The following is a 23263-nucleotide window of genomic DNA, read 5'->3' as shown; positions in this document are numbered from 1 at the left end:
CTTTATATTCTTTCAAAAATCACTCTTGGAATCAATTTTACCACCATAGCGATAAGCCGCCAGCGTTTAGTCACGTAAACTATGTCCTTTTTCTGCTCTACCGCTTTCACTATCTGAGCGGCAGCTTTCGGCACCGGTGCCGACCAGAAAACGCCTTCTCCCTGAGCCATGCAGGTATCTACAAATCCGGGGCGAATATCCGTAATCTGAATATTGAGTTTCTGATGATGAGCCAACTGACGCAGGGATTGCATATAAATCATATTGTAAGACTTACTGGCACTGTATGCCGGCGAAAAGCGGTTCCCTCGCAGTCCGGCAATGGAACTTATCGCGACAATATGACCATGCTGCTGTTGTTTGAAGTAACGAAATGCCCAGTCAACCACAGCAGTAAAGCCCGCTACATCCGTCTTTATCGCGAGTTGCTCCGGTTCCGACACAAGCTCACTATTCCGTTTCCCATAGCCGGAACTAAGCACCAACAAATCAAGGCCTCCCAAACGGTCGACCAAAGCTGCGAGGTGTGTTTCCACCGATGCAATGTCCGAAATATCAAACGAAGCTGCAACATAGCGATCCGCCGCTTCTTGTTCCAGTTCATGCAACAACTCTTGCCGGCGGCCTGTAATGCCCACCAGACAACCTTTGCCTGCATAAATTTTGGCTACTTCCCTTCCAATACCAGAAGTAGCTCCCAGAACAATTATTTTTTGCATCGGTGATGTTTAATTAATTCTCATTGCAGCTCCTTTACCATTGTCTCTCATCACGATAACAGAAATGCACTTTCGGGTGTAAAGTTCTATAAATTTATCGAAAAGTCAAGACTATCTGTCAAAAAACACATTTGTTTTTTTGCAAAATACTCATCCGCCGGAAGGTTCAATTAATTCGAATTTTTAGTTAAGCGGGAGTTTTCAGATAATATAAGTAAACAATATTCAATCTTACTAAAAGTATGAACTATTCGATAATAAAACCGTTAAGCAAGCGTTTTGTCTTACAGAAATACGGATGGAGATAATCTCTTGTGCCGAAAATCGCTTATATCAACAAACTATTTATATGACCAGAAACGTTCTTTTTTGCTTTATCTATTTAATTACAGGACTATCTCTTACAGGTTGCAGTCAGCAGGACACCGAAGCCCTTACAACTTCATCGGGCACCAGTCTTTACCTTGCCAATAATATGCGCAGTAGTAGTGGTAACAATATTGCTGCTTATTCTGCAAATGGAACCACCGTTAGTTTGACCAATGGCTCACAGTCGGGCTTCGCCACTTCGCTTTTTATATCGGGCAGCGACGTTTACGTGGCCGGCTATGAATATTCCACCAGCGGCTACCCTATTGCCAAGTACTGGAAAAACGGAACGGCAGTGAATCTCACTGACGGAACTTCCAACGCGTATGCAAGTTCCATCACCATTTCGGATGGCAATGTCTATGTCTCTGGTTTTGTCGACAACAGCAAAGGCAACAGCGTGGCTGTTTACTGGAAAAACGGAACGAAAGTAGAACTGACCGACGGCTCTACCGACGCCTATGCCAACGCGATTGCAGTTTCGGGCAACGACGTATATGTGGCTGGCACTACACAAAACACAACTGGTCATAATGTTGCCGTCTATTGGAAGAACGGAGCAGCTGCCAGCCTCTCCGACGGCACGACTGATGCATTCGCCAATGCTATCACCTTGAGCAATAGCAACGTTTATATTGCGGGAAATGTCTATAACAACAGCGGAATCGCGGTTGCTACTTACTGGACAAACGGCAGCGCAGTTACCCTTTCCAATGGAAATTCCAACGCAACTGCCAATGCGATTACCACCTCCGGCAACGATATTTATGCCGCAGGAGCAGTTACCGGCAACAGCAGGAAATATGTCTCCGCTTACTGGAAGAACGGAACAGAAAACACCTTAACGGATGGCTTGCTGGATGCTGAAGCCAAAGCGATCTATATTTCCGGCAACGACATCTATCTTGCGGGATACATAACCAATAGCAGCGGCAATAAAACAGCCGTGTATTGGAAAAACGGCACGCTGGTCAATCTTAGCGGCAATTCTGCGGATGCACTCATCAATGCCATTGTGGTGAAATAAAACAGCTCGGGAGCATAAACGAATCAGCCGGAATGAAAATAATTCGTTCCGGCTGATTCATTTATGGTTTCAATAGAAAGCCTGATAGCCACCATATCACAAATAAAACAACAGGGACTAAACATCCTCAATTTTCTGGTTGCTTTTTTCAAAGGCATATCTTCACTTGATGAAAATAAAGTTACGAAATAGAATGCACAAAAAAAGCACACTACCATTGCCAAAATTTTCAGAAAGATGACTTCTATCATATATTGCAGTATATAGAATCTTCTTTCTATATAAAATAACCTACCTCAATACGAAACCACTCTTATCCGATTTTAATCGAACCTATTTCATTTACAATCTTTATATCCTTTATAAATCCACAATATTATTGCAGTAAAAGACCATACTAGTAACATAGAGAGAGAATAAGACAAACAATATAGAAAAGAACTATCATTATTATTCAGATCCCATGTCAAGATTCTTATTATAGAAGGAATTAGTACATTAACAACTAAAATCAATCTTAAAGTACCTTGAGAAACAGCAGATTCTAAAAAATCAAGAACCTTATAGTACCGATTTACGAATACAATCGCAAAAATATAAAGCCATATAATTGCAGCATCCATCACAAAAATCACCCAATACTCATCGAAATATCTATCCACAGAAAACATAGCAATTATATTAATTAACAAAGGAATAAGTATATTTATTTTCGTGAATAACTTCATAATACCATTAGAATTCTTATTGAAAGCCAATGAATTTTCTTCTTTGGGGAATTGTTCTTTATTAAAATCACTAAGCTTCGTTTGGGGTCTTGGAGATAATCCATAGATATTTATCCCATCATCTCCTTTTATAAAGATCAACCACAATGCATAAAAAGGGATTAATTGAAACCAGCCTGAATGGCCTAAATCATGACTCCGCTTAGAACCTTGCGCCCATAAGAACCAAAATAATGGTATAAAAGCCAAAATAGAGAAAGGAATATCTGATTTTATCATTGCCATGACAAATGTTTGTGCAACAACATAAACAATAAAACTGATACCATATTCTAATCTTCTTATTCTACCATCAAAAGAAAATGCGTTTTGAAACATTGCTATTTGAATTAAATATTGAGTCCTCTTATCATGTTCTTTGCAGTCTTTTCCTCTCTAATTTTCGCAATTTCCACGCTCGTGAGCGTGAAAATTATCTAACTGCCGCACGATTAAATTGGTTGACACACAGAGGCAAATATAAAAATTACATTCCAAAACATAAACACATCCACCGTTAAAAACAAAAACATTACAAAATACTATTACATATTTTTAAAACAAATAGAGGATCGTGCAAATTAGCTGACCAAGGCATTAGGCACAACGTTTTGCATTCTACGACCTCTCCCCTAACCCCTCTCCCGAGAGAGAAGGGAAAAATCTGCAAAACGAATTGAACTCTAACTGTTTCACGGCTTTGCTCCTCCTCCCCTCGGGGGAGGAGGCCGGGAGGAGAGGCCTGGCATTGAGATTTATATACGTCTACTCTATACAATGTCGAATAAATTCATGTCGGAACGAAGAACTGGTTGCAATAAAAAAAGCGACTGTTTTACAACAATCGCTTTCATCTATTTCTATTAGTGGTGTAGCATTTATAGCCTCCGTATATCGGCTCCCAGCGCTCTCAAACGCCCGTCTATATCCTGGTAGCCGCGGTCGATCTGTTCTATATTGTCAATCACGCTGCGTCCTTCGGCCGAAAGAGCGGCAATAAGCAACGAAACCCCGGCACGAATATCGGGTGAAGTCATGCGTGTGCCGCGTAAGGACTGTTCATGATTCATTCCGATGACCACCGCGCGGTGTGGGTCGCAAAGAATTATCTGAGCGCCCATTTCTATCAGCTTATCGACAAAGAAGAGGCGGCTCTCGAACATCTTCTGGTGAATCAGCACGCTGCCTTTGGCCTGCGTTGCCACCACCAACGCCACGCTGATAAGGTCGGGCGTGAATCCCGGCCAGGGAGCATCGGCAATGGTCATAATAGAACCGTCGAAGAAGCGCTGTACCTCATAACTATCCTGTTGCGGAATATAAATATCGTCGTTGCGAAACTCAAAATTGATGCCCAACCGATGAAAAATTTCGGGGGTAATGCCCAGGTGTTCGCGCGCCACATTTTTGATGGTCAGCTCGGAACGGGTGATAGCAGCCAGTCCGATAAAACTACCCACTTCGATCATATCGGGCAAAATCCGGTGGTTGCATCCGCCCATTGATTCTACGCCCTCAATCACCAACAGGTTGGAACCCACGCCGGAGATCTTTGCGCCCATCGCGTTCAGCATGGTGCAGAGTTGAAAAAGATAGGGTTCGCAGGCTGCATTATAAATCGTAGTCGTTCCTTTTGCCATCACAGCAGCCATCACCACATTGGCCGTACCGGTCACCGAAGCTTCATCGAGCAACATGTAAACACCTTTCAGTCCTTTAGTGATTACCTTCACATGCGACGAGTCTTCATCGAAACCGACTTCGGCACCCAGCTTTTGAAAGCCGATATAGTGCGTATCGAGACGGCGACGGCCGATTTTATCACCTCCCGGTTGCGGCACCACCGCATAACCGAAACGGGTCAGTAACGGGCCCACCAGCATAATGGAACCACGTAGCTCAGTGGCCTTTTTGCCATATTCGGGACTGTACAACGTATCTAAATTGACAGCATCGGCCTGAAAAGTATAAGTTCCTTCCGAAACTTTTTCCACCTTCACGCCCAACATACCAACCAAATCGATCAGTTTGTTCACATCCCGTATATCGGGAATATTGCTGATCGTCACCTTTTCGGGAGTTAACAACACAGCGCAAATCACCTGTAAAGCTTCGTTTTTTGCACCCTGCGGAACAATTTCGCCCGAAAGACGATTGCCGCCAAAAATCTCAAATGCTGCCATAAATGCAATAAAATTTCAATATTCAGAATTTCATACAAAAATACAACAGATTCTTCATTGATTTTGGCCGATTCGGAAAATGTGAACGATTTGTTGTAATTTTGAATTCAAAATAAACCGACAATGACTCTTCAGGAAAACGTTTCCCTCAAGCCTTACAACACCTTTGGCATAGCGGCTACCAGCCAGTATTTTACCGACATTTCAGCACCCATCGATTTCCAGATTCTGATGCAAAGCGGACTACTTAATGCTTTCCCTTTTTTCATTCTGGGCGGCGGCAGTAACGTGGTTTTCAACAAGCTGTTTGCGGGCATCGTGGTCAAGATTTCATTGAAGGGAATCACCGTCGAGGAGGAAACTGCCGATACAGTTTTGGTGAAGGCTGCCGCCGGTGAAGTGTGGAGCGATTTTGTCGATTTCTGCGTGGATCACAATTTCTACGGAGCCGAAAACCTGACCGCTATTCCGGGAACCGTGGGGGCCAGTCCTGTACAAAACGTTGGGGCTTATGGTGTAGAGGCCAAAGACATCATCGAATCGGTGGAAGCCTACGAAATACTGACCGGCAAACAATGTATCTTCTCCAACAGCGACTGTCAGTTCGATTACCGAAGCAGTATTTTCAAGACCGAACTAAAAAGCAAATACATCGTGGCATCCGTCACTTTTCGGCTGAATAAGCTACCCAAACTAAACCTGGAATACGGCGCCATACGCACCGAAATGGAGAAAGCAGGCATCACTGATCCGACATTGGCCGATGTTAGTCGCATTATTTCCGAAATCCGCGAAGAGAAACTCCCGAATCCCGACAAGATCGGCAGCGCCGGTAGCTTTTTCAAAAACCCAGTCATTCCGGTTGCACAATATGAAGCATTGAAAGAAAAATATCCCGCATTGGTAGCCTATCCGCACAAAGGAGAATACAAAGTCGCGGCCGGTTGGCTCATCGAACAATGCGGTTGGAAAGACCGTCAGTTCGGTAACGTGGGCGTTTATCCCAAGCAAGCGCTGGTTCTCTACAATCTGGGCGATTGCACCGGAGAAGAGGTCAAAGCGCTTGCAAAAGAGATTCAACAATCCGTCGAGACACATTTTGGCATCACTTTAGAACCGGAAGCTATATTCGTATAAAAACAGAACAAAGAGTAAAGAACAAAGAATAAAGACACGTAGTATTGATTTAAAAATCAATGCAAATAACAAAAAGCCGCCAAGAAAGGGAGACCACACCTCTCAAGAATCTTTGCTCTTTGCTCTTTGTTCTTTGCTCTATAATCTAAACGCATTATGTCCGAACGTTTTGCCGACATCATTCTTCCCCTGCCTTTAGCCAACAGCTACACCTACAAAATACCGGAGGAACTATCCGAATCGGTTAAGCTTGGCATGCGGGTTGTCGTTCCGTTCGGAAGCAAAAAAATATATACCGGCATCGTTCGCTACGTACATGCCGTTCCGCCTAAAGTTTCGTCGGTGAAAGAGATCATTGCGCTGCTCGACAACGCACCTATTCTCCGCCGTCCGCAACTTCCGTTTTGGGAATGGATTGCCAACTATTATATGGCTTTCATTGGCGATGTCTACACGGCAGCCGTTCCGGCCGGACTGAAACTAGAAAGCGAAACCACCATCACGCTCAACAGCGACTTTGAAGCCGATGCTCCTTTTTCGGAGAAAGAGCTGCGCATTTACAATGCACTGAGCGACAATAAGCCCCACTCCATCAAGGAACTGACCCGCATCACAGGCTTTAAGACCATCCTGCCAACCGTCAAAAACCTGATGGACCAAGGCGCCGTGTCACTTTCCGAGGAGTTGCGCGCCGCCTACAAACCCAAGCGGCTCACCTGCGTCCGTCTTGCCGATGATGTAACCAACGACGAACAATTACAAACTATTTTCGACTTGCTGCACCGGTCCAAGAAACAGTTGAATCTGTTGATGGTCTATCTTGAACTGTCGCGCCACCTGACAAAAACCGGATCGCGGGAAGTCTCCAAAAAGGAACTCCTTGAACAGAGTGGAAGCTCCGCTGCTGTCTTCGATGCGTTGGTCGAAAAAAAGATTTTGCATACCTACTCGAAAGAGATCAGCCGACTGGATTCCACTCAAACAGCACTGCAACCGCTTGCCGTACTCAACAGCTTTCAGAAAACTGCATACAGATCGCTTCTCTCGCAACTGAAAGAGAAAAACGTAGTCCTACTTCACGGAGTAACTTCGAGCGGCAAAACGGAGATTTATATCCATCTCATCGCCGAAACATTGAAGCTGGGTCGACAGGTTCTCTATCTAGTACCCGAAATTGCCCTTACCACGCAGCTCACCCAACGTCTGGAGCGGGTCTTTGGCAACAAGCTGGGCGTTTATCACTCCAAATTTTCGGACAACGAACGGGTAGAAATATGGAACAATCTTTTGAACGATAAAGGTTATGAAATCATTCTCGGGGTGCGTTCTTCGGTTTTTCTACCGTTCCGAGATCTTGGATTAGTCATCGTCGACGAAGAGCACGAAAGCAGCTACAAACAATACGACCCGGCACCCCGATATCACGCCCGAAATGCTGCCATTGTGCTGGCCAACATGCACGGAGCCAAAACCGTTCTTGGTAGTGCTACTCCTGCTATCGAAAGCTACCACAACGCTCTTGCCGGAAAATATGGATTGGTGGAACTAACACAGCGACACGAAGAGATAGAGTTGCCCAAAGTACAGACCGTCGATCTGAAAGAAGCATACCGCAAAAAACGGATCACCGGACATTTCACCGACGAATTGGTCGAAAAAATCACTCTGGCATTATCCAATAAAGAGCAGGTTATTCTTTTCCAGAACCGGCGCGGATATGCACCTTACATCGAATGCAAGCAGTGCGCATACGTTCCCCGGTGTCCCCATTGCGATGTTAGTCTCACCTACCACAAGCACTTCGACATGATCACTTGCCACTACTGCGGCTACACGTCCAAAGTACCGGCCAATTGTCCGAGTTGCCATACGCCCTCGCTACAAACGAAAGGATTCGGCACTGAGCAAATTGAAGAAGAGATACATGCACTTTTCCCGGATGCCAAAGCGGCACGCCTCGACCTCGACACGGTAAGAACCAAAAAAGGTTTTGAGAAGATTATTCGCGATTTTGAAAGCCACTCCATCGATATTTTGATTGGAACGCAGATGGTGACTAAAGGGCTCGATTTCGGTGATGTCAGCCTGGTGGGGATTCTGAACGCCGGCAACCTACTGTTTTATCCAGACTTCCGGGCGCACGAACGGGCTTTCCAGCTAATGGCACAGGTTAGCGGTCGAGCCGGACGGAAAAGCAAACAAGGGTTGGTAGTTCTCCAAACCCCGGAGACGGATCATCCGGTAATCCGGCAGGTAATTGCTCACGATTACAAAGGAATGTTTGCGACACAAATGAGGGAACGGCACGATTTCCGATATCCTCCATATTTCCGGCTGATAAATATCATCATCCGCCACAAAGATGCTGGAGTAAACAACCATGCGGCTGCACTTATCGCTGATGAGCTTAAAAAGCTACTTGGAACAAGGGTTTTAGGGCCGAACAATCCTCCTGTAGGGCGAATTCAGAACTGGTACATCAAGCATATTCTCCTCAAGATAGAAAACGCAGCTTCACCAGATGCTGTCAAGGAAATCATCCGGAATGTTGTGAGTGGTATTCAATCGGATGGTCGTTTCAAATCACTTCAGGTCAACTACGATGTTGACCCCATGTAATTAATCGTAGAAATTCCAGGAAATTCCCATTTTCATCGTAGTCGGATTCATTGGATAATTCGGCATGGAGAAATAATTCTGGTTAGGCATAAACGACTGGTTTACGTGGTAATATTCCAGAAAGAAACGGGTTTTCTTCAAATGGAAATTGGCGTATGCACTTGCAAGGGGATAATTGCCGATCTTGGTTTTGCTCTGCACATAAAACTGACCGGTTGCAGGCATATAAGCCGGGGCATAATATGACGTATGGAAATGCGAAGAAACTCCTAACTGTACTCGTAATACATTAAAAAGCTTTGTCTGGTAATACAAATTATTGTACAACGCCAATGCCGGCAGAGGAATCACATTCTGATTACTGCTCACCTGATATACACCTTTGTTTTCAAGCGCAAAATGCTTTCCGAAAAACAAATCCAAACTCGCATCCAAAGCAACAATCTGTACACTACCCGAAGCCTGCGTAGGCATTGCGTTCTCATTGAAGTAAAGATAATTGGTGTTATTTGCTACCTGAAGGCCCAGTTTCAAATGCCTTTTAGGAAGCTCTATACTTCCTCCGATATAGGTTTGCAGCTCCTTATCAAAGTTATTATTCCAAATAAAATGATTCGAATAATAATGTTCCCAGAAATAAGATGCGGATGTATTTCTGATTCTTGCCATTGCTTTCAAAGCGACAGAATCTTTCCACAATGTAAAATAGCCACCCACTCGACCACTCAGCTCAAAGTCTCCTATTTTAGGACCCACAATAACTATATTTCCCTGTAAATTATAGCGATAAATCCGTCCCTCATTCTTCGCAAGAATTCCTCCGACACGTGTATTTTGTTCCCATTTATAGGCAATCTTATCGTACTGATCAAGTTGCATATATCGGTTTACCTCATTTTCGATAAAAGCGGTCAATCCAAATTTCAGTAAGCGGTTAAATTTCTCATCCATTTGAACGGCAAAAGTATTCCGAACAGACAAATAAGCTACAGTATCGGAATGAGCTGTTTTGCTGAAATTGGTATTCGCAAAAAACGTAGTATCGACAGATGCTTCATGAAAGCGTTTCACATCTCTTTGCACCTTCAAAGTGTGTATGAATGATGTAACCGGAATAAATTCCTCCCGCGTTGAATCTTTTTTAACAACAATAACCTTATTGAAACCAAGAGAATATTTGTGATTGTAAAAGAAACTCATCGTTCGGTAACCGGCCTGCACCCCGGTTAAATTCACCGGCATCGTAATGGAAGTATACTGACTGTAAGCGGATGGATTCGTTACATAATCGGTATTTGCGAGCCCTCCGTTTTCATAATTCGAAAAATTCTGATAAAGAAAAGCCCCATAAGCAGAATAATGCTTTCCTGAATAACTTCCATAAAGCGATGCTATCAGTCCTTTATTGGATTGATTCATGTATCGTCCCCTGTTGTACAAATAATCGAATAAACCTGTAATATTCAACTTCTTATTCGTATTCATCGACAGAAATATCTTAGTTCTTTCTTCCGATTGTTCTCCCGGAAAACTGGATAGATAGGTCAAATTGGAATAGGGAGTTTTCGTATTGTAAAACGACAAATCGGATGCCGTATACACATAGGGATCGTACGGAGTGGAAAACAGAAAATTCGTTTTTTGTGTCCGGTCAAAGAAAATTTTCGACTGTACCGGAGAACCCATATTCCCGTTATAGGCGTTAGCTATGCTATATGAATCAAGCAAATTTTTATCCGGAAAATTTCTTGGAATTGTGTCGACGGTGACTGAATCGGCAACTCCAAAACGTTCTTCAATCTTTTTTGCCACAACATGCGGAGAAACGTAATTAGCCTTGCTATTATCAACCTCTCCTTTTGAAGAAGAGCTTCCACTTTGAGGGCGCATACGAGAAGACTGAGCAGACAGGCTACAAACCGACGCACAACAAAAGATCAAAAGAAAAAAAATGTATCTCACCACAAAAATGAGTTAGAAGATTGTATATGTATTATACTTAAATTTTAGAAAGGAGAGCTTTAATACAGCAATAGTCCGCTTGAACAATATCAAACGAACTATCACTATTATATAGCCTGAGAATAAGACTTATTTAATATTCCCACAAATCATTTTCAAAGTTTATAATCGAACGTTGAATTGCATCCTGCTCTTTTTTAACGTCATCAGCATTTGTAAGATAATCAAGTAATGTACGATGATAAATATCATCAACACCAAGAATATTACCGGAATACATTCGTTGACTAAAATACAGATCAAATGTCATATCAGAAGATTGGTTGTCTCCCCAAAATATTTTCTCTTCTGCCAGCAATGAACGTAATTCATTGAATTTAAACCAGCATACAATAGATTTAATCAAAGAAGATCTGTCTTTTGGATAGCTCATCAAAGGAGCGATAGCTTCTATGCGTGATTCCTGTACCGAACGATGCTTGTCGTAAAACCATACTTCTTTGATCAGGAAACGCTGCTGACGTTTCAGGAATTCAATGATGGTCATATTATCTATGCCTAATTTTCCTTTATCTGAAACCATTAACGCCGGATAAAACTCAGCATCTCCATCTTTGTAAGAAAATACACTATTAATAAGGTATTTTGTACTATCCAATGGTACAGCTTTGCTAACTGAAAAATCAGGGCGGAATTGGTCATCACGAATACCTTTTCGGTAAACAGTCAGGTTTTTATTGATAACACCCTGCAACATAACATTCATAAGGCTCTTAAAGCCATCCATCTCTTCCAGAGGAAAATAGAGCGGAAAGTTTTGTTTTTCGCGCATATCAATAATGCGATACACAGTTTTAGACCAAACCACATCATCGTGACGAATTCTAGATTGCAAAGCATTACGCATCTTTACGATAGCCCGTTTCACAGAGTCCGAAATTACCACCTCCTGCTTTTGCTGTGACAATGCCACAGAGTCATAAGGTGATGGAGACTCATCGAAAAATTTTTTCTCGTTACCTTGCGCACACAATGTGCCAATCAAGGCAGAAAAACAAATGATACAAAATAATCTCATTCGTTGCATATTGTTCATGTTTAATTTTTAGTCTATCTTCCGCTCAATTTCACAGCTAACAATGGTAATGAGCGAACCAATCGATCCGGGCCAACCGCTTTAATACCCCTTACAAGAATACGTGACCCTACCCGTTCCTGAGCCAAACGATTCTTTTGTGCTGCCGATAATGTAGAACCATTACTTTCAAGCACCTCACCGTTAGGATATTCCAAAGTAAACGAAACTACCGTAAAATTGGCAGAAATTAATTCGTTCACGTAATCTGCTTTTATAACAGCACCATTTAATTGACCAAGAGTTATATTGCCTTCAATAATAGATTTCTCTACACCCCCTGCATTATACGCTAAGAATGGACGAGGATCCGGCAACTGACGAACGTTAAATGTCACAGTACCCATAGGAACAAAGCTATTCCCTCCTGCCAGTTTTGCTGAAACAGAAAAATTGATTTTTCCTGAAGTTACATTTGTACGGCAAGTCCATAAACCATTAGGTTTTCTGGAAACAGACCCACCGGCACAGGCAAGCTGAATATTTGACGCAGCGACACCCGGAACAGAAGCGGAAAGTTCATTTTCAATACCTGCATATACAACGTTCAACGCCGTATTTGTAACCGTTGCACTTTTCGCTCCAACTGTATAAGCGCCTACAAATGGATAATCGCGATTTACTCCGCCTGAATTTAAGCGTATAATACCCTTATAATCATAACTTCCGACCTGACCGCAAACCATTTCCAATTTACCATCACGACCAAGAGTACGTCCATTTACCATAATTTGGGGCACCTTTGTTGAGTCGATTGCTGATAGTACTATTTGAGCACTATACTTGTCTCCCTGCATAACGTACGTAGAAACCGGGATAACATATGCCTGCAATTTATTTACTCTAAAGTCTCCTGCGTCAGTTTGCGCCATTAAATATTGGACAACTTCACCTTCTGCCGCACGAATATCTGTTTGATATTTAGTAAGAATAGTGGTAGCTGCAGCAACCGGCATCATTTCAAAAATATTTTCCTGCCAGTTTTTGCCGTCTTTACCGCCCTTTGTTGCAAAGTTCCTGTCGAACATTGCAATCTTCACAGGATCACCGTTGACAAAGCTTTTCAGGAACTCCTTATATTCTGAAAGCTTTTGCTTTAACTCTTTGCCATGCCCCTGTACTAAAGCATATTGTCCGGCCACATCCAGATTGTCCAGATTTTTGATTTTATCAGTAACCGCATCTTTACCATCAGCAAGACGTACAAGTTGATACTTAAAATTCTCAACATATTTAAACATCTCGTCTGACTTTTGCTTCACTACCAAAGCTTTATTCAACCATTCACCAACCTTGCCCGGGTTATCTGCATCCAGATTTTTGAATCGTTGATACATATTGGTGTTTCTTGCATCTGAACTGGTAATACTCTGCAACATACTGTTGTTCACCAATACAAAGCCATTCAGCACCTCTGAAGAAACATTTAACGCAAGCATAGCAGTCAGGAAGAGATACATCATCCCAATCATCTTCTGCCGCGGCGTTTCCGGACAATTTTTTGCTCCACTCATGGTTTATCGTATATTGCTATTAAGCCTTTGTATTTAATGCATTTAGCATGTTCCCATAAACATTATTCAGATCAGATATCTGACGGGACAACTTAACTGCCTGAACTTTGTATTCTTCGGACTCTTTAAGTGAAGCACCAAGATTAGATTTCAATTGTTCAAGATTTGACAACATAGCCTTATGTTGTTCTATCTGTGCTGTTAATTCGTCATTACCCGCTTGAGCCCCCTTCATCTGAAGCTCATATAGGGCATTGAGAGAAGAAAGATTCTTATTAATTGTATTCACATGAGCAGCATACACTTTACTTTGCTCTGCCACCATGCCAATTTCATCTTCAGCTTGCTTGTAAGATTGAACTATTGCACTGGTTGAAGTTGCAAGTTCAGACTGAGATTTAGCAAAAATGCCAGCAGCATCAGAAGCTGCCTGGATATTCTGAACATATGTATCTGTTACGCCAGAAGCCTTAGAGATGGAGGTCAATTGCATTGCAGTATCTCCAAGATTCTTAATACTTTCGTTCAACCGTTTCACCTGTTCTTCGTCCAACAGGTTACTTTGCACTGTAGACATCGGGGTTGCCGAGCCGCCACCTCCTGCTGTAATAGGAGGTACATTTTCGTCCTGAAAATGAGGAAATACCTTTTCCCACTCATAATCTTTATGAGGCTTTTCGAGTCCACTCAATGCAAACAAAATAGCTTCGGTTCCCATACCGATACTCAAAAACCATCCGGCAAGAGGGAAGTGTTGAATTTTAAACAACGCTCCGATAATTACAATAGATGCCCCAAATCCATAACATCTTCCTGCAAATGCTTTTCCTTTATCTGTTTGTAAAAATTCAAGGATTCCCATAATCAAGTATTAAAAGTTTTTCATTGCTGATTTTTTCTTCAGGTTGGTTGATTTCACACACCTGAAACCAATATAGGAACGAGATTCTGTTTGATATTCAAATGTACGTGCGCCACATTGAAGATAAGCTGCGACATCTTTCCACGATCCGCCCTTGATTATCTTCCTCTTCAAAATATCGGAATCTTTTTCTTTTGCATTGTAAGCAAAACTTGGGTTTAAATCATGAGTTCCATTTGCATTAATTGACATAAACGAAGACTCTGTCCATTCAGAAACATTACCAGCCATGTCATACAGCCCGAAACCGTTAGGAGGATATGTTGCAACCTTAGCTGTTCGAACTTCACCATCCGCGCGGTAATTACCTCTCATAGGTTTAAAGTTGGCCAAATAGCAACCTTTTCCATCGCGAATATACGGGCCTCCCCAAGGATACATGCTTTGTTGTTTACCACCACGAGCTGCCCATTCCCATTCTGCTTCTGTCGGCAAGCGGTAATCTTGTCCCTGGAACAGATGGTTACTGTTATAGTAATTTGTTCTCCATGCACAGAACGCTTTTGCCTGTTCCCAAGTTACACCAACTACAGGGTACTGGTCATACGAACGTAGCGTGAAATATTTTACAGTAGGATCGTTGTAAGAATAGGTAAAGTCAGTACAGAATGCCAGTTTATCCGGATATACATTAATGATCTTAGTCATGTAGAAATCTTCTGTACTATGAACAGGTGAGATTCGTTTTGTACGCATCTTGATGACACCACCGTCAAAATAATATTCATCTACAATTGCAAATGAAGAGTTAGGGTAATGACCGTGAGCTCTGTCAAATTTATTATATTCTCTGGCAGCTTGTTCCAGATCGTACCAGCGATAAACGTAATTCAGGCCTTCAAATTTATTGTTATAATTTTTCAAACTGTTCCAAAGTGAATCAGCATGAGCATCTTCTTCTCCCGAAGCTTTTTCCCAGGTTTTCTTCCATGGCAAAGGACGTTTCCAGTTCAGTTTAGCTGTATCTTTTTTCTGACGCCATTTTTCGGGTGATACATTTGCCAAAAGTTGTCTGGCGATAGAGTCTCTTACCCAAACTACAAATTGACGATATTCTGTATTGGTAACCTCGGTTTGATCCATCCAGAAACCATCAACAGATACCATTTTTGATTCTCCTTTGAACGACCAAAAAGCATCCTGATCATTGGCGCCCATCATAAATGCACCTCCCCTTATCCAAACCATTCCATAGGGAGATGTTTCATTTACTTTGGAGTTCGATTGACCCACTAACTCTCCTGCCGGTTTGGAATTACACGCAACCAACAATCCAAGCAATGGGATTATAAAAAGTAATTTTCTCATATCAGAGTCATTTATCCTTTATAAAATTCTTACACTCTTGTATTTATTTTTTTTCTTTTCGAGTGAAATATTGAAGTCATACGTCACAAACAGCTCGTGAGATCCATAAGTAGAAGAGATCAAATTTGTCACCGGCAAGTCGAATGAATATCCGATTGCTAAACCATTAGCAAGTCTGACTCCCCCCATAAAAATCAGGGATTCTTTGAATCGGTAAGCCAAGCCTCCCCAAAATTTATCCTTATAATCAAGTAAAAGGTCCAAATCCGTCTGATAATTAACAAAGTTGGTTTTTACCAGAACTGATGGTTTGAAGGTGAAATTTGTATTCGCCAAAGGCAAATTGTAACCTCCCGTCAAATAAAACATTCTTCCTACATACGATTCCTGCGTATCCGACCAACGAATAGTAGGTTGATTAGCATCTAAAACAGAAAAACCGGCATACCATTTCTCTGTAGAATAGTATGCTCCCAAGCTCAAATCCAAAGCCATCCCACTAACTTGCGACGTTGGAATCTGGCTGTCGGAACCCGGTGCTACGTGATAGTCATTACCTGTCGGAACGTAGGCGCTGTCACCCTGAAAACCGACACTAATTGCACCAATATTTGCACCAAGACTAAGAAGGCCGTCTCCCAGTTTCATCTTATAAGCTCCCTGAAGAACCACAAACTGTTTGGTAAACAAGCCCATTTTTTCATTATCAAAAGCCAGTCCAGCTCCAAAACTCTTTTTGTTGATGGTGAACGGCATTGAAAGATTAAAATAAGTATCGACGGGCGCTCCCGGCATACCTATCCATTGTTGTCTGTGAAGTCCGGTAAGCCTCATCATGTCTCCCTCTGCAATTGCTGCGGGGTTAAACGACCCTTTTGCAAACATATACTGACTGTATTGCGAAACAAACTGAGCGTTGGTTGTTCCTAAAGACAAAACGCCACACAATACAGCTAAGCAGAGTTTTTTCACCGGAAATATTTTATATTTACTTCAACAAACGTAGCATTTCGTTTGATGATTTAGTTCGTCCAATGCTATGATAACGGCATCTTTTATCGTTTTATTGTATAAAAAAGCTCTTCTTTTCGAGAATAAAACTAATTTTCAGCCTGCCAGATATCTTTGTTCTGATAATTCACAGACCAAAATTAACTAAACAGCAAAAAACACACAAAGAACAGCTAAAAACAATAAAACAAAAAAGCAAAAAGATCAATATTCTTCTTCGTTAAAGAAGAAATCTTCCTTGCTTGGATAATCCGGCCAAATATCTTCTATACTTTCATAGATTTCCCCTTCATCTTCCATTTCCTGAAGATTTTCGATTACCTCAAGAGGAGCTCCTGAACGCATTGCATAGTCTATCAACTCGTCTTTAGTTGCTGGCCAGGGTGCATCTTCTAATTTGGATGCTAATTCTAATGTCCAATACATGCTAGCTACTTATTTTAGTTGGTTACCACAAAACCTAAATCAGGCTCTGAATTATCATTTTAGAATCGCTTAATAATTTATATTTAAGCGATTTTATCAAAATCTTAATTGAGTGCAAAAATACAAAAAATCTAATACCTACAATGGGATTCCCAAAAAATTTCCTCTTTTCCTGCATCATGGACAAACTTACGCGCCAAAACGAAAAAATAGTCAGATAAACGATTAACAAAAACCAGGCATTCATCAGCTATCGGATACATTGCATTTGATTCCCACATTCTGCGTTCCGCCCTGCGGGCAATCGTTCGACACATATGACAACGGGCAGCTGTTTCGTCACCTCCCGGCAAAACAAAATGTTTCAGGGATGGCAATGTTGATGTGATGTTATCTATCTCTTTTTCAATTGTCTGAATGCAGTCCCCAAAGATAGTTCCATTCGGTTCTGTTGTAACGGCATTCCTGTCTGTTGCCAATTCTGCACCCAAATCGAAAAGACGACTCTGAATTTCCAACAGCAAAATACGGGTATGTTCATCCGTAATATTTGCTACCAAAAAGCCAATCGAAGAGTTCAGTTCATCTACAGTGCCGTATGCTTCCAAACGAGGATCTGCTTTCGACACCCGCGTGCCTCCGATAAGACTGGTTTGTCCTTTATCTCCGGTTTTAGTATATATTTTCACAGTCTATTGCTTAAATTATCAATATTTTCCAGCAAAATTTCTTTTAGTCTACTGCTGAAACGTACAAAATTACTTTTTAGTGTTGTAATGCGACTTTTTTCTTCAAAATGCGACGATATAATCCTGCTTGAACAAATCCGTATTAAAAAACACTATTCCCATTTCAAAAATATCGATGGATAATCTGACATCCGGATGTTGTATGATTTGTTGCCAGGCAAGGCTCATCTCTTGGCTCCGGTAAATGTCATCAAACACAAAAATACTGGATTTATGTGTTTTGGGCAGGCACATCTCAAAATATTTCAATGTTGCTTCCCGTGTATGGTTCGCATCAAAAAAGACGAAATCAAGTGACGGCAGTTTTTCTAATATACCAGGCAACACATCATCAACTTTTCCTTTGCAAAGCTCAATATTATCGGCACTTAACTCTTTGAAATTATTCAACGCCAACCGGCAAAGATTCTCATCTGCATCAATTGTCACTACTTTTCCATTGCTGTTTACTTGTGACAGGTAGAGTGTTGTCAGCCCCAAACAAGTGCCAAGTTCCAGTATGCTTGACGACCGGTTGCAATTAGCCAAACGGAACAACAATTGCGCATATTGAGTACGCTTCACAGACTTTCTGGCAATATCACATATCCTACGTTTCGTATAACCACCTGTCCCGTGATCTGTCACATCTATCAGGTCTTTTGAGCTTTTCAACTTTTCTCTCAGATCTTCAATGCTTTCGTAACAATAATATGGAGATTGCTCGTAAAAGACAGAGTTAAGAAGATTGAACACAAAAGGAGAATGAATGCCATAGCCTTTCTTGTGACGGGCTCTTAACAAATATAACAGGTAGGATTTTATTGCAAACGTTCGGTTCATGCTATTCAGATAACCATACAAAAGTACAAAAATCGGTTTACAACCGACACTCTATCGCAATGTTTCGAAATAAAAAATCAGGACAAAGTAACCTGGAAACCCAGTGCTTTCAGGAAATCAACAAGTTGACTGTTCCCTTGCTTCAAATTTATTGTGTAAGCCTGAAATTCGCGGCGAATGGGATAATTCCCTCTTTGTTTTTCAAAATCAGCAACCGCATTACGCAAACGGTCGTTGTCTTCGGTAATTGCATAAGTAGCCCAAACCACCTCTGCAAATAATTGCGAAATAGTCTTATTTGAAGCATCAATGGTTAATAAAGTCGATTGCTGTGGTAAAGGAATCGAATCAGGCTGCCATTTATCAAGAGGTAAATTAAAAAATCGGCTTAAAGCCTGTACGCTCATCGCGGTAGCAGTAGCTTTACCATCGGCAGAATAGCCTGCAATATGAGGAGTGGCTAAAGCTACCTGATTTAATAGGCCGACCGAAATATGTGGTTCGTGTTCCCAAACATCCAGAACAGCTCCTTGAATTGCTTGATTTTTCAACGCCATTTCAAGAGCTTCACCGTCGAGTACTTCTCCCCTTGAAGAATTAATGAGCCATGCAGAAGACTTCATTTTGCGAAGATTAACGTTATCTATAAGATGAAACGTTTTGTCTTCGCCCGATCGTGTCAACGGTGTATGAAGAGATACAATATCCGATTGTTGCAACAATTCATCCAACGAAACAAAATTTCCGCCATGTGCCCTTTGCAAAGGTGGGTCGTTAACCAGCACCTTCATTCCAAGCAATTGTCCGAGTCGGACAACCTTGCTTCCCACATGTCCGCATCCAATTACGCCAAGCGTCAACGCTTCAAGTTCTGCCTGTTTTTCCCGAACCAACCAGGACAACACAGAGGCTATATATTGATAAACGGATCCGGAATTACAACCCAGTGCATTTGTCCAAAAAACACCCCTGGCATCACAATAGGCAGTATCAATATGGTCTGTCCCTATTGTTGCAGTAGCAATAAATTTTACTGTCGAATTTTTCAGGAGAGCTTCATTGCAGATAGTGCGGGTTCGAACAATTAATGCATCTGCATTTGCTACTATATTTGAATCAATTTGAGCACCTTCCACATAGTTCACATCTGCATAAGGCTCTAAAACGCCCTTAATAAAAGGAATTTTCTCATCTATTACTATCTGCGGACGTTGATGCATATGCTCAATTTTGAAGTAAAAAAATGCCGGATCATAATTGTCCGGCCTCTACAAGGGTAATTACCCTTTCTATAATTTTATCCTTGTTTTGCACATCGTATTCAGCCTTTAGGTCTGACCCGAAGAGCTTGGCTACAGTTTGCCACATCCAGGCTGAAAAAGCGCCTTTATATGTTCTGATGATAGAATAAGTAGTCTGATGACATTCCCTATCGACAAGGCGCACAAGCAATTTTCCCTGATTGATCGACATGGATCGTAATTCTTTCTCGTAACGCTTGAAAAGCTCCTTTTCAGTTTGTTTCAGGAAAACCTTACGTTCTTTTTCATCGGTTATCTGCACAAGCTGTTTGTTTGCATCATACACCGTTCGGGAAACAAGCCGCGCATATGGCAACACTCTTTTTACGTCTCTCACCGTTTTCCAATAGAAATTTTCCTGTTTCTTGTTCATGAACTTCATTGGAGGAAAACAGTAGAAATCATTGAAGACATACAAGAACAAAGTATCACGACCGTGCACTTCATAATTACACACACAGCTTTTAGGAGACAACTTCAGAGTGTAGTTGAGCTCGTTAAAAATCTGCTGAGTAGTCTGTAGTTTGTTCAGCCACTGATCGTAGTCCACTGTCTGATTAAAAGCCATGACCGCAGACGAAAAGGTAATCAATATCGCAAAAATAACACGACGCATGTATGCAATGATTAAATCCGGGTACAAAGGTAATTATTAAATGGAGCACAACGACTGATTTAATGGTATAAAAATTGTAATTTTGCAACAATTTCGTCAGAAGTCCGATGGATAAATTTCTCAACGTATTAAAAGAATATTGGAACTACGAGGCATTTCGCCCGTTGCAAAGCGATATTATCCTCAGCATTGCCGGGGGGAAAGACACATTGGGACTAATGCCCACCGGTGGTGGCAAATCCATTACATTTCAGGTGCCCACAATGGCAATGGACGGAACCTGTCTGGTAATTACTCCGCTAATTGCCCTGATGCGCGATCAGGTAGACAATCTCAAAGCCCGTGGAATCAAAGCCGAAATGATTTGCACCGGCATGAGCCGCCAGGAAATCATTACGACACTCGATAATTGTGCATTCGGTAATGTAAAATTCCTCTATGTTTCTCCCGAGAGACTATCCTCCGAGCTGTTTTTAAAGCGACTCAGTTCCATCAACATTTGCTTAATTGCTGTTGACGAAGCACATTGCATTTCTCAGTGGGGATACGACTTTCGTCCGTCTTATCTGAAGATAGCTGAAATACGCAAACATTTGCCGGGGGTTCCGGTTTTAGCTTTGACTGCTACAGCCACGCCTGAAGTAATCCGGGACATACAATCACAATTAAACTTCGACGAACCAAACTGCTTCTCACAGAGCTTTGCCCGACAAAACCTTGCCTATATTGTTCGCGAAGCTGACGATAAACTTTCTTTACTCATAAAAATCCTGACCAACGTTCCCGGTTGTGCTATTGTGTATGTACGAGACCGGAAAAAGACAAAAGAAGTCGCAGAATTTCTAATTGACAACGGTTTTTCGGCCAATTTTTTTCATGCGGGATTGCCTCAGCATGTGAAAAACGAACGACAAGCGGCTTGGAAATCGAACCAATGCCGGGTGATTGTCTGCACCAACGCTTTTGGCATGGGCATTGATAAACCGGACGTTCGACTAGTTATTCACCTCGACTTGCCTGATTCGCCGGAAGCATATTTTCAGGAGGCAGGACGGGCAGGACGCGACGGCAAAAAAGCGTATGCCACCATCATTTACAGCAAGAATGACGGAGCTAAACTCAAACGCAGGATAAGCGATTCATTTCCGGACAAACAACGAGTTTTGGACACATACAATTCACTTGGCAATTTTTACCAGTTAGCTGTCGGATCCGGGTTCGAAGCCGTTTTTCCATTCGACCTTCAGGAATTCTGCAAGGCCTACAAATTACCGCTCAACATGAGTTACAACGCGTTGAAGATAATGGAACAGGCCGGCTATATCACTCTGTCTGATGCTCTTGACAATCCGTCGCGACTGATGATTACCGTCAACAAAGATGAACTCTATTCTTTGCGTCACGGAAACCCCGAATGGGATAACATCATTCAGGTAACATTACGGTCTTACACCGGTTTGTTTGCCGACCATGTGTATATCAACGAAGATTTAATCGCTCAAAGAGCCGAGTCGACAAGAGAAACCGTATACAACGTTTTCAGCCAGCTTAGCAAAACCCACATATTCAGCTACATTCCGGCAAAGAAAACCCCTTTCATTACCTTTACATCTTCACGGGAAGACATTAAACATGTGAAACTGAGCAAAGATGTATACGAGACCCGCAAAGAACGATTCGAGAAAAGAATAGAAGCTATGCAAGGCTATGCGGAAGAAAACAGCATCTGTCGCAGCCAGCAGTTGTTAGCTTATTTCGGACAAAAACAAGAAACGGCCTGTGGCGTGTGCGACGTCTGCATTGCAAAAAAGAAGAACTCGCTTTCCACGGAAGAATTCGATATAATCGTGTCTCGCATTAAAACCATTATAAGCGCTAAGCCTGTTTCCTCAAACGAGCTTCTTCGTACAATGAAAACGTCCGAAGACAAGACAACACAAGCTTTACGTTTTTTGCTCGACAAAAACATTATATCAATAGACCAAAACCAATTGATCCACATATCAAAGAATCAAACAGATGATTAAGTTAGTAATTTTCGATTTAGACGGAACACTTTTAGACACCATATACGACCTGGCTCACAGCTGTAATTACGCGCTCGAATTACACCACTACCCTACTCACACAATAGAAGCTTATCGTTTTTTTGTGGGCAACGGAATGAATAAACTGGTTGAACGTGCGCTCCCCGAGAGCGACAGAAACCCGGCTACCATCGCGAAAGTCAAAAGAGATTTTCTACTCTACTACGCCGATCATTCAACTGAATTTACCCGTCCTTATCCCGGAATAACGGAACTACTGGAAACGTTGCAGAACAAGGGCATCAAACTTGCCGTTGCATCAAACAAGATAGACTCTGCCACGAAATATCTGACCAAGCGCTTTTTCCCTGACATCAAGTTTTCCACAGTACTTGGTCAACGTGAAGATTTTCCCATAAAACCGGACCCTTCCATCGTCTATGAAATTATGAAGAATGCTGATACCGGTAAAGAAGAAACGCTGTATGTCGGAGATTCGGGCGTGGATGTAGAAACAGCGCTGAATGCGGGGGTTCGTTTGGTTTCGGTACTTTGGGGCTTCCGTCCAAAAGCGGAACTCGAAGCAAAAGGAGCCACTCTATTTGTTGAAGAAGCCAGAGAAATTCTGAACCTCCTCAACAAATAGCGT

General features: G+C 42.0%; 19 protein-coding genes. 5 read left to right on the top strand and 14 right to left on the bottom strand.

All coding sequences use genetic code 11. The features are described 5' to 3' along the window. Positions 1-2: 2 nt before the first annotated feature. Complete coding sequence (locus PJIAN_RS05890) at positions 3-719, bottom strand: SDR family NAD(P)-dependent oxidoreductase (RefSeq protein WP_068703031.1); 717 nt, start codon at positions 717-719, stop codon at positions 3-5. A gap of 349 nt (positions 720-1068) precedes the next feature. Here PJIAN_RS05890 and PJIAN_RS05885 point away from each other — a divergent pair, with 349 nt between their 5' ends. After that, positions 1069-2115 carry a hypothetical protein gene (locus PJIAN_RS05885; RefSeq protein ID WP_153802492.1) on the top strand — a complete coding sequence of 349 codons (1047 nt, stop codon included), beginning with the start codon at positions 1069-1071 and terminating at the stop codon, positions 2113-2115. Positions 2116-2453: 338 nt separating this feature from the next. On the opposite strand, the gene PJIAN_RS14760 is transcribed toward PJIAN_RS05885, so the two are convergent. Together PJIAN_RS14760 and murA are read right to left on the bottom strand one after the other, a co-directional pair. Further along, a complete protein-coding gene (locus tag PJIAN_RS14760; protein ID WP_084252291.1) occupies positions 2454-3221 on the bottom strand; it encodes a DUF805 domain-containing protein in 768 nt (255 codons plus the stop codon). 539 nt (positions 3222-3760) lie between these two features. After that, entirely contained in the window at positions 3761-5065 is a 1305-nt protein-coding gene (gene murA, locus PJIAN_RS05870; protein WP_068703028.1) for a UDP-N-acetylglucosamine 1-carboxyvinyltransferase, read from the bottom strand. A gap of 123 nt (positions 5066-5188) precedes the next feature. Here murA and murB point away from each other — a divergent pair, with 123 nt between their 5' ends. Further along, complete coding sequence (murB, locus tag PJIAN_RS05865) at positions 5189-6202, top strand: UDP-N-acetylmuramate dehydrogenase (protein ID WP_068703027.1); 1014 nt, start codon at positions 5189-5191, stop codon at positions 6200-6202. Between the two features lie 156 nt (positions 6203-6358). Further along, entirely contained in the window at positions 6359-8821 is a 2463-nt protein-coding gene (priA, locus tag PJIAN_RS05860) for a replication restart helicase PriA (protein ID WP_068703024.1), read from the top strand. On the opposite strand, the gene PJIAN_RS05855 is transcribed toward priA, so the two are convergent. From PJIAN_RS05855 to PJIAN_RS05805, 11 genes are all read right to left on the bottom strand, one after another. Further along, a complete protein-coding gene (locus tag PJIAN_RS05855) occupies positions 8822-10711 on the bottom strand; it encodes a putative porin (protein WP_068703022.1) in 1890 nt (629 codons plus the stop codon). It abuts the gene before it with no gap. A 205-nt stretch (positions 10712-10916) separates the two neighbouring features. Continuing rightward, entirely contained in the window at positions 10917-11870 is a 954-nt protein-coding gene (gene porN, locus PJIAN_RS05850) for a type IX secretion system ring subunit PorN/GldN (RefSeq protein WP_172795580.1), read from the bottom strand. A 23-nt stretch (positions 11871-11893) separates the two neighbouring features. Next, a complete protein-coding gene (porM, locus tag PJIAN_RS05845; RefSeq protein WP_084252290.1) occupies positions 11894-13432 on the bottom strand; it encodes a type IX secretion system motor protein PorM/GldM in 1539 nt (512 codons plus the stop codon). 19 nt (positions 13433-13451) lie between these two features. Next, positions 13452-14294: a type IX secretion system motor protein PorL/GldL gene (gene porL / locus PJIAN_RS05840; protein WP_068703016.1), complete on the bottom strand. Its 843-nt coding sequence runs from the start codon at positions 14292-14294 to the stop codon at positions 13452-13454. Between the two features lie 9 nt (positions 14295-14303). Further along, positions 14304-15662 carry a T9SS ring complex lipoprotein PorK/GldK gene (porK, locus tag PJIAN_RS05835; RefSeq protein WP_068703014.1) on the bottom strand — a complete coding sequence of 453 codons (1359 nt, stop codon included), beginning with the start codon at positions 15660-15662 and terminating at the stop codon, positions 14304-14306. Between the two features lie 18 nt (positions 15663-15680). After that, positions 15681-16634, bottom strand: coding sequence for a PorP/SprF family type IX secretion system membrane protein (locus PJIAN_RS05830; protein WP_172795579.1), 954 nt, complete (start codon positions 16632-16634; stop codon positions 15681-15683). A 243-nt stretch (positions 16635-16877) separates the two neighbouring features. Then, positions 16878-17099, bottom strand: a complete 222-nt coding sequence (locus tag PJIAN_RS05825; protein WP_002558131.1) for a DUF2795 domain-containing protein — start codon at positions 17097-17099, stop codon at positions 16878-16880. Positions 17100-17230: 131 nt separating this feature from the next. Beyond that, complete coding sequence (locus PJIAN_RS05820) at positions 17231-17788, bottom strand: cob(I)yrinic acid a,c-diamide adenosyltransferase (RefSeq protein ID WP_068703010.1); 558 nt, start codon at positions 17786-17788, stop codon at positions 17231-17233. Between the two features lie 102 nt (positions 17789-17890). Then, complete coding sequence (locus PJIAN_RS05815; protein WP_068703009.1) at positions 17891-18670, bottom strand: O-methyltransferase; 780 nt, start codon at positions 18668-18670, stop codon at positions 17891-17893. Between the two features lie 77 nt (positions 18671-18747). Then, on the bottom strand, positions 18748-19890 hold the full coding sequence (locus PJIAN_RS05810; protein ID WP_068703007.1) for a 4-phosphoerythronate dehydrogenase: 1143 nt from the start codon (positions 19888-19890) through the stop codon (positions 18748-18750). A gap of 31 nt (positions 19891-19921) precedes the next feature. Beyond that, positions 19922-20587 carry a DUF4294 domain-containing protein gene (locus PJIAN_RS05805; protein ID WP_068703005.1) on the bottom strand — a complete coding sequence of 222 codons (666 nt, stop codon included), beginning with the start codon at positions 20585-20587 and terminating at the stop codon, positions 19922-19924. A 107-nt stretch (positions 20588-20694) separates the two neighbouring features. Here PJIAN_RS05805 and PJIAN_RS05800 point away from each other — a divergent pair, with 107 nt between their 5' ends. Next, positions 20695-22614 carry a RecQ family ATP-dependent DNA helicase gene (locus PJIAN_RS05800; RefSeq protein ID WP_068703003.1) on the top strand — a complete coding sequence of 640 codons (1920 nt, stop codon included), beginning with the start codon at positions 20695-20697 and terminating at the stop codon, positions 22612-22614. After that, complete coding sequence (locus tag PJIAN_RS05795) at positions 22607-23260, top strand: HAD family hydrolase (protein ID WP_068703001.1); 654 nt, start codon at positions 22607-22609, stop codon at positions 23258-23260. The genes PJIAN_RS05800 and PJIAN_RS05795 overlap by 8 nt, the downstream gene beginning before the upstream one ends. The last annotated feature ends 3 nt before the right edge of the window (positions 23261-23263 follow it).

The sequence above is a fragment of the Paludibacter jiangxiensis genome (assembly GCF_001618385.1).
GTDB lineage: Bacteria > Bacteroidota > Bacteroidia > Bacteroidales > Paludibacteraceae > Microbacter > Microbacter jiangxiensis.
The sequence above is the reverse complement of the archived record's forward strand: the minus strand, read 5'-3'. Positions and strand labels throughout refer to the sequence as shown.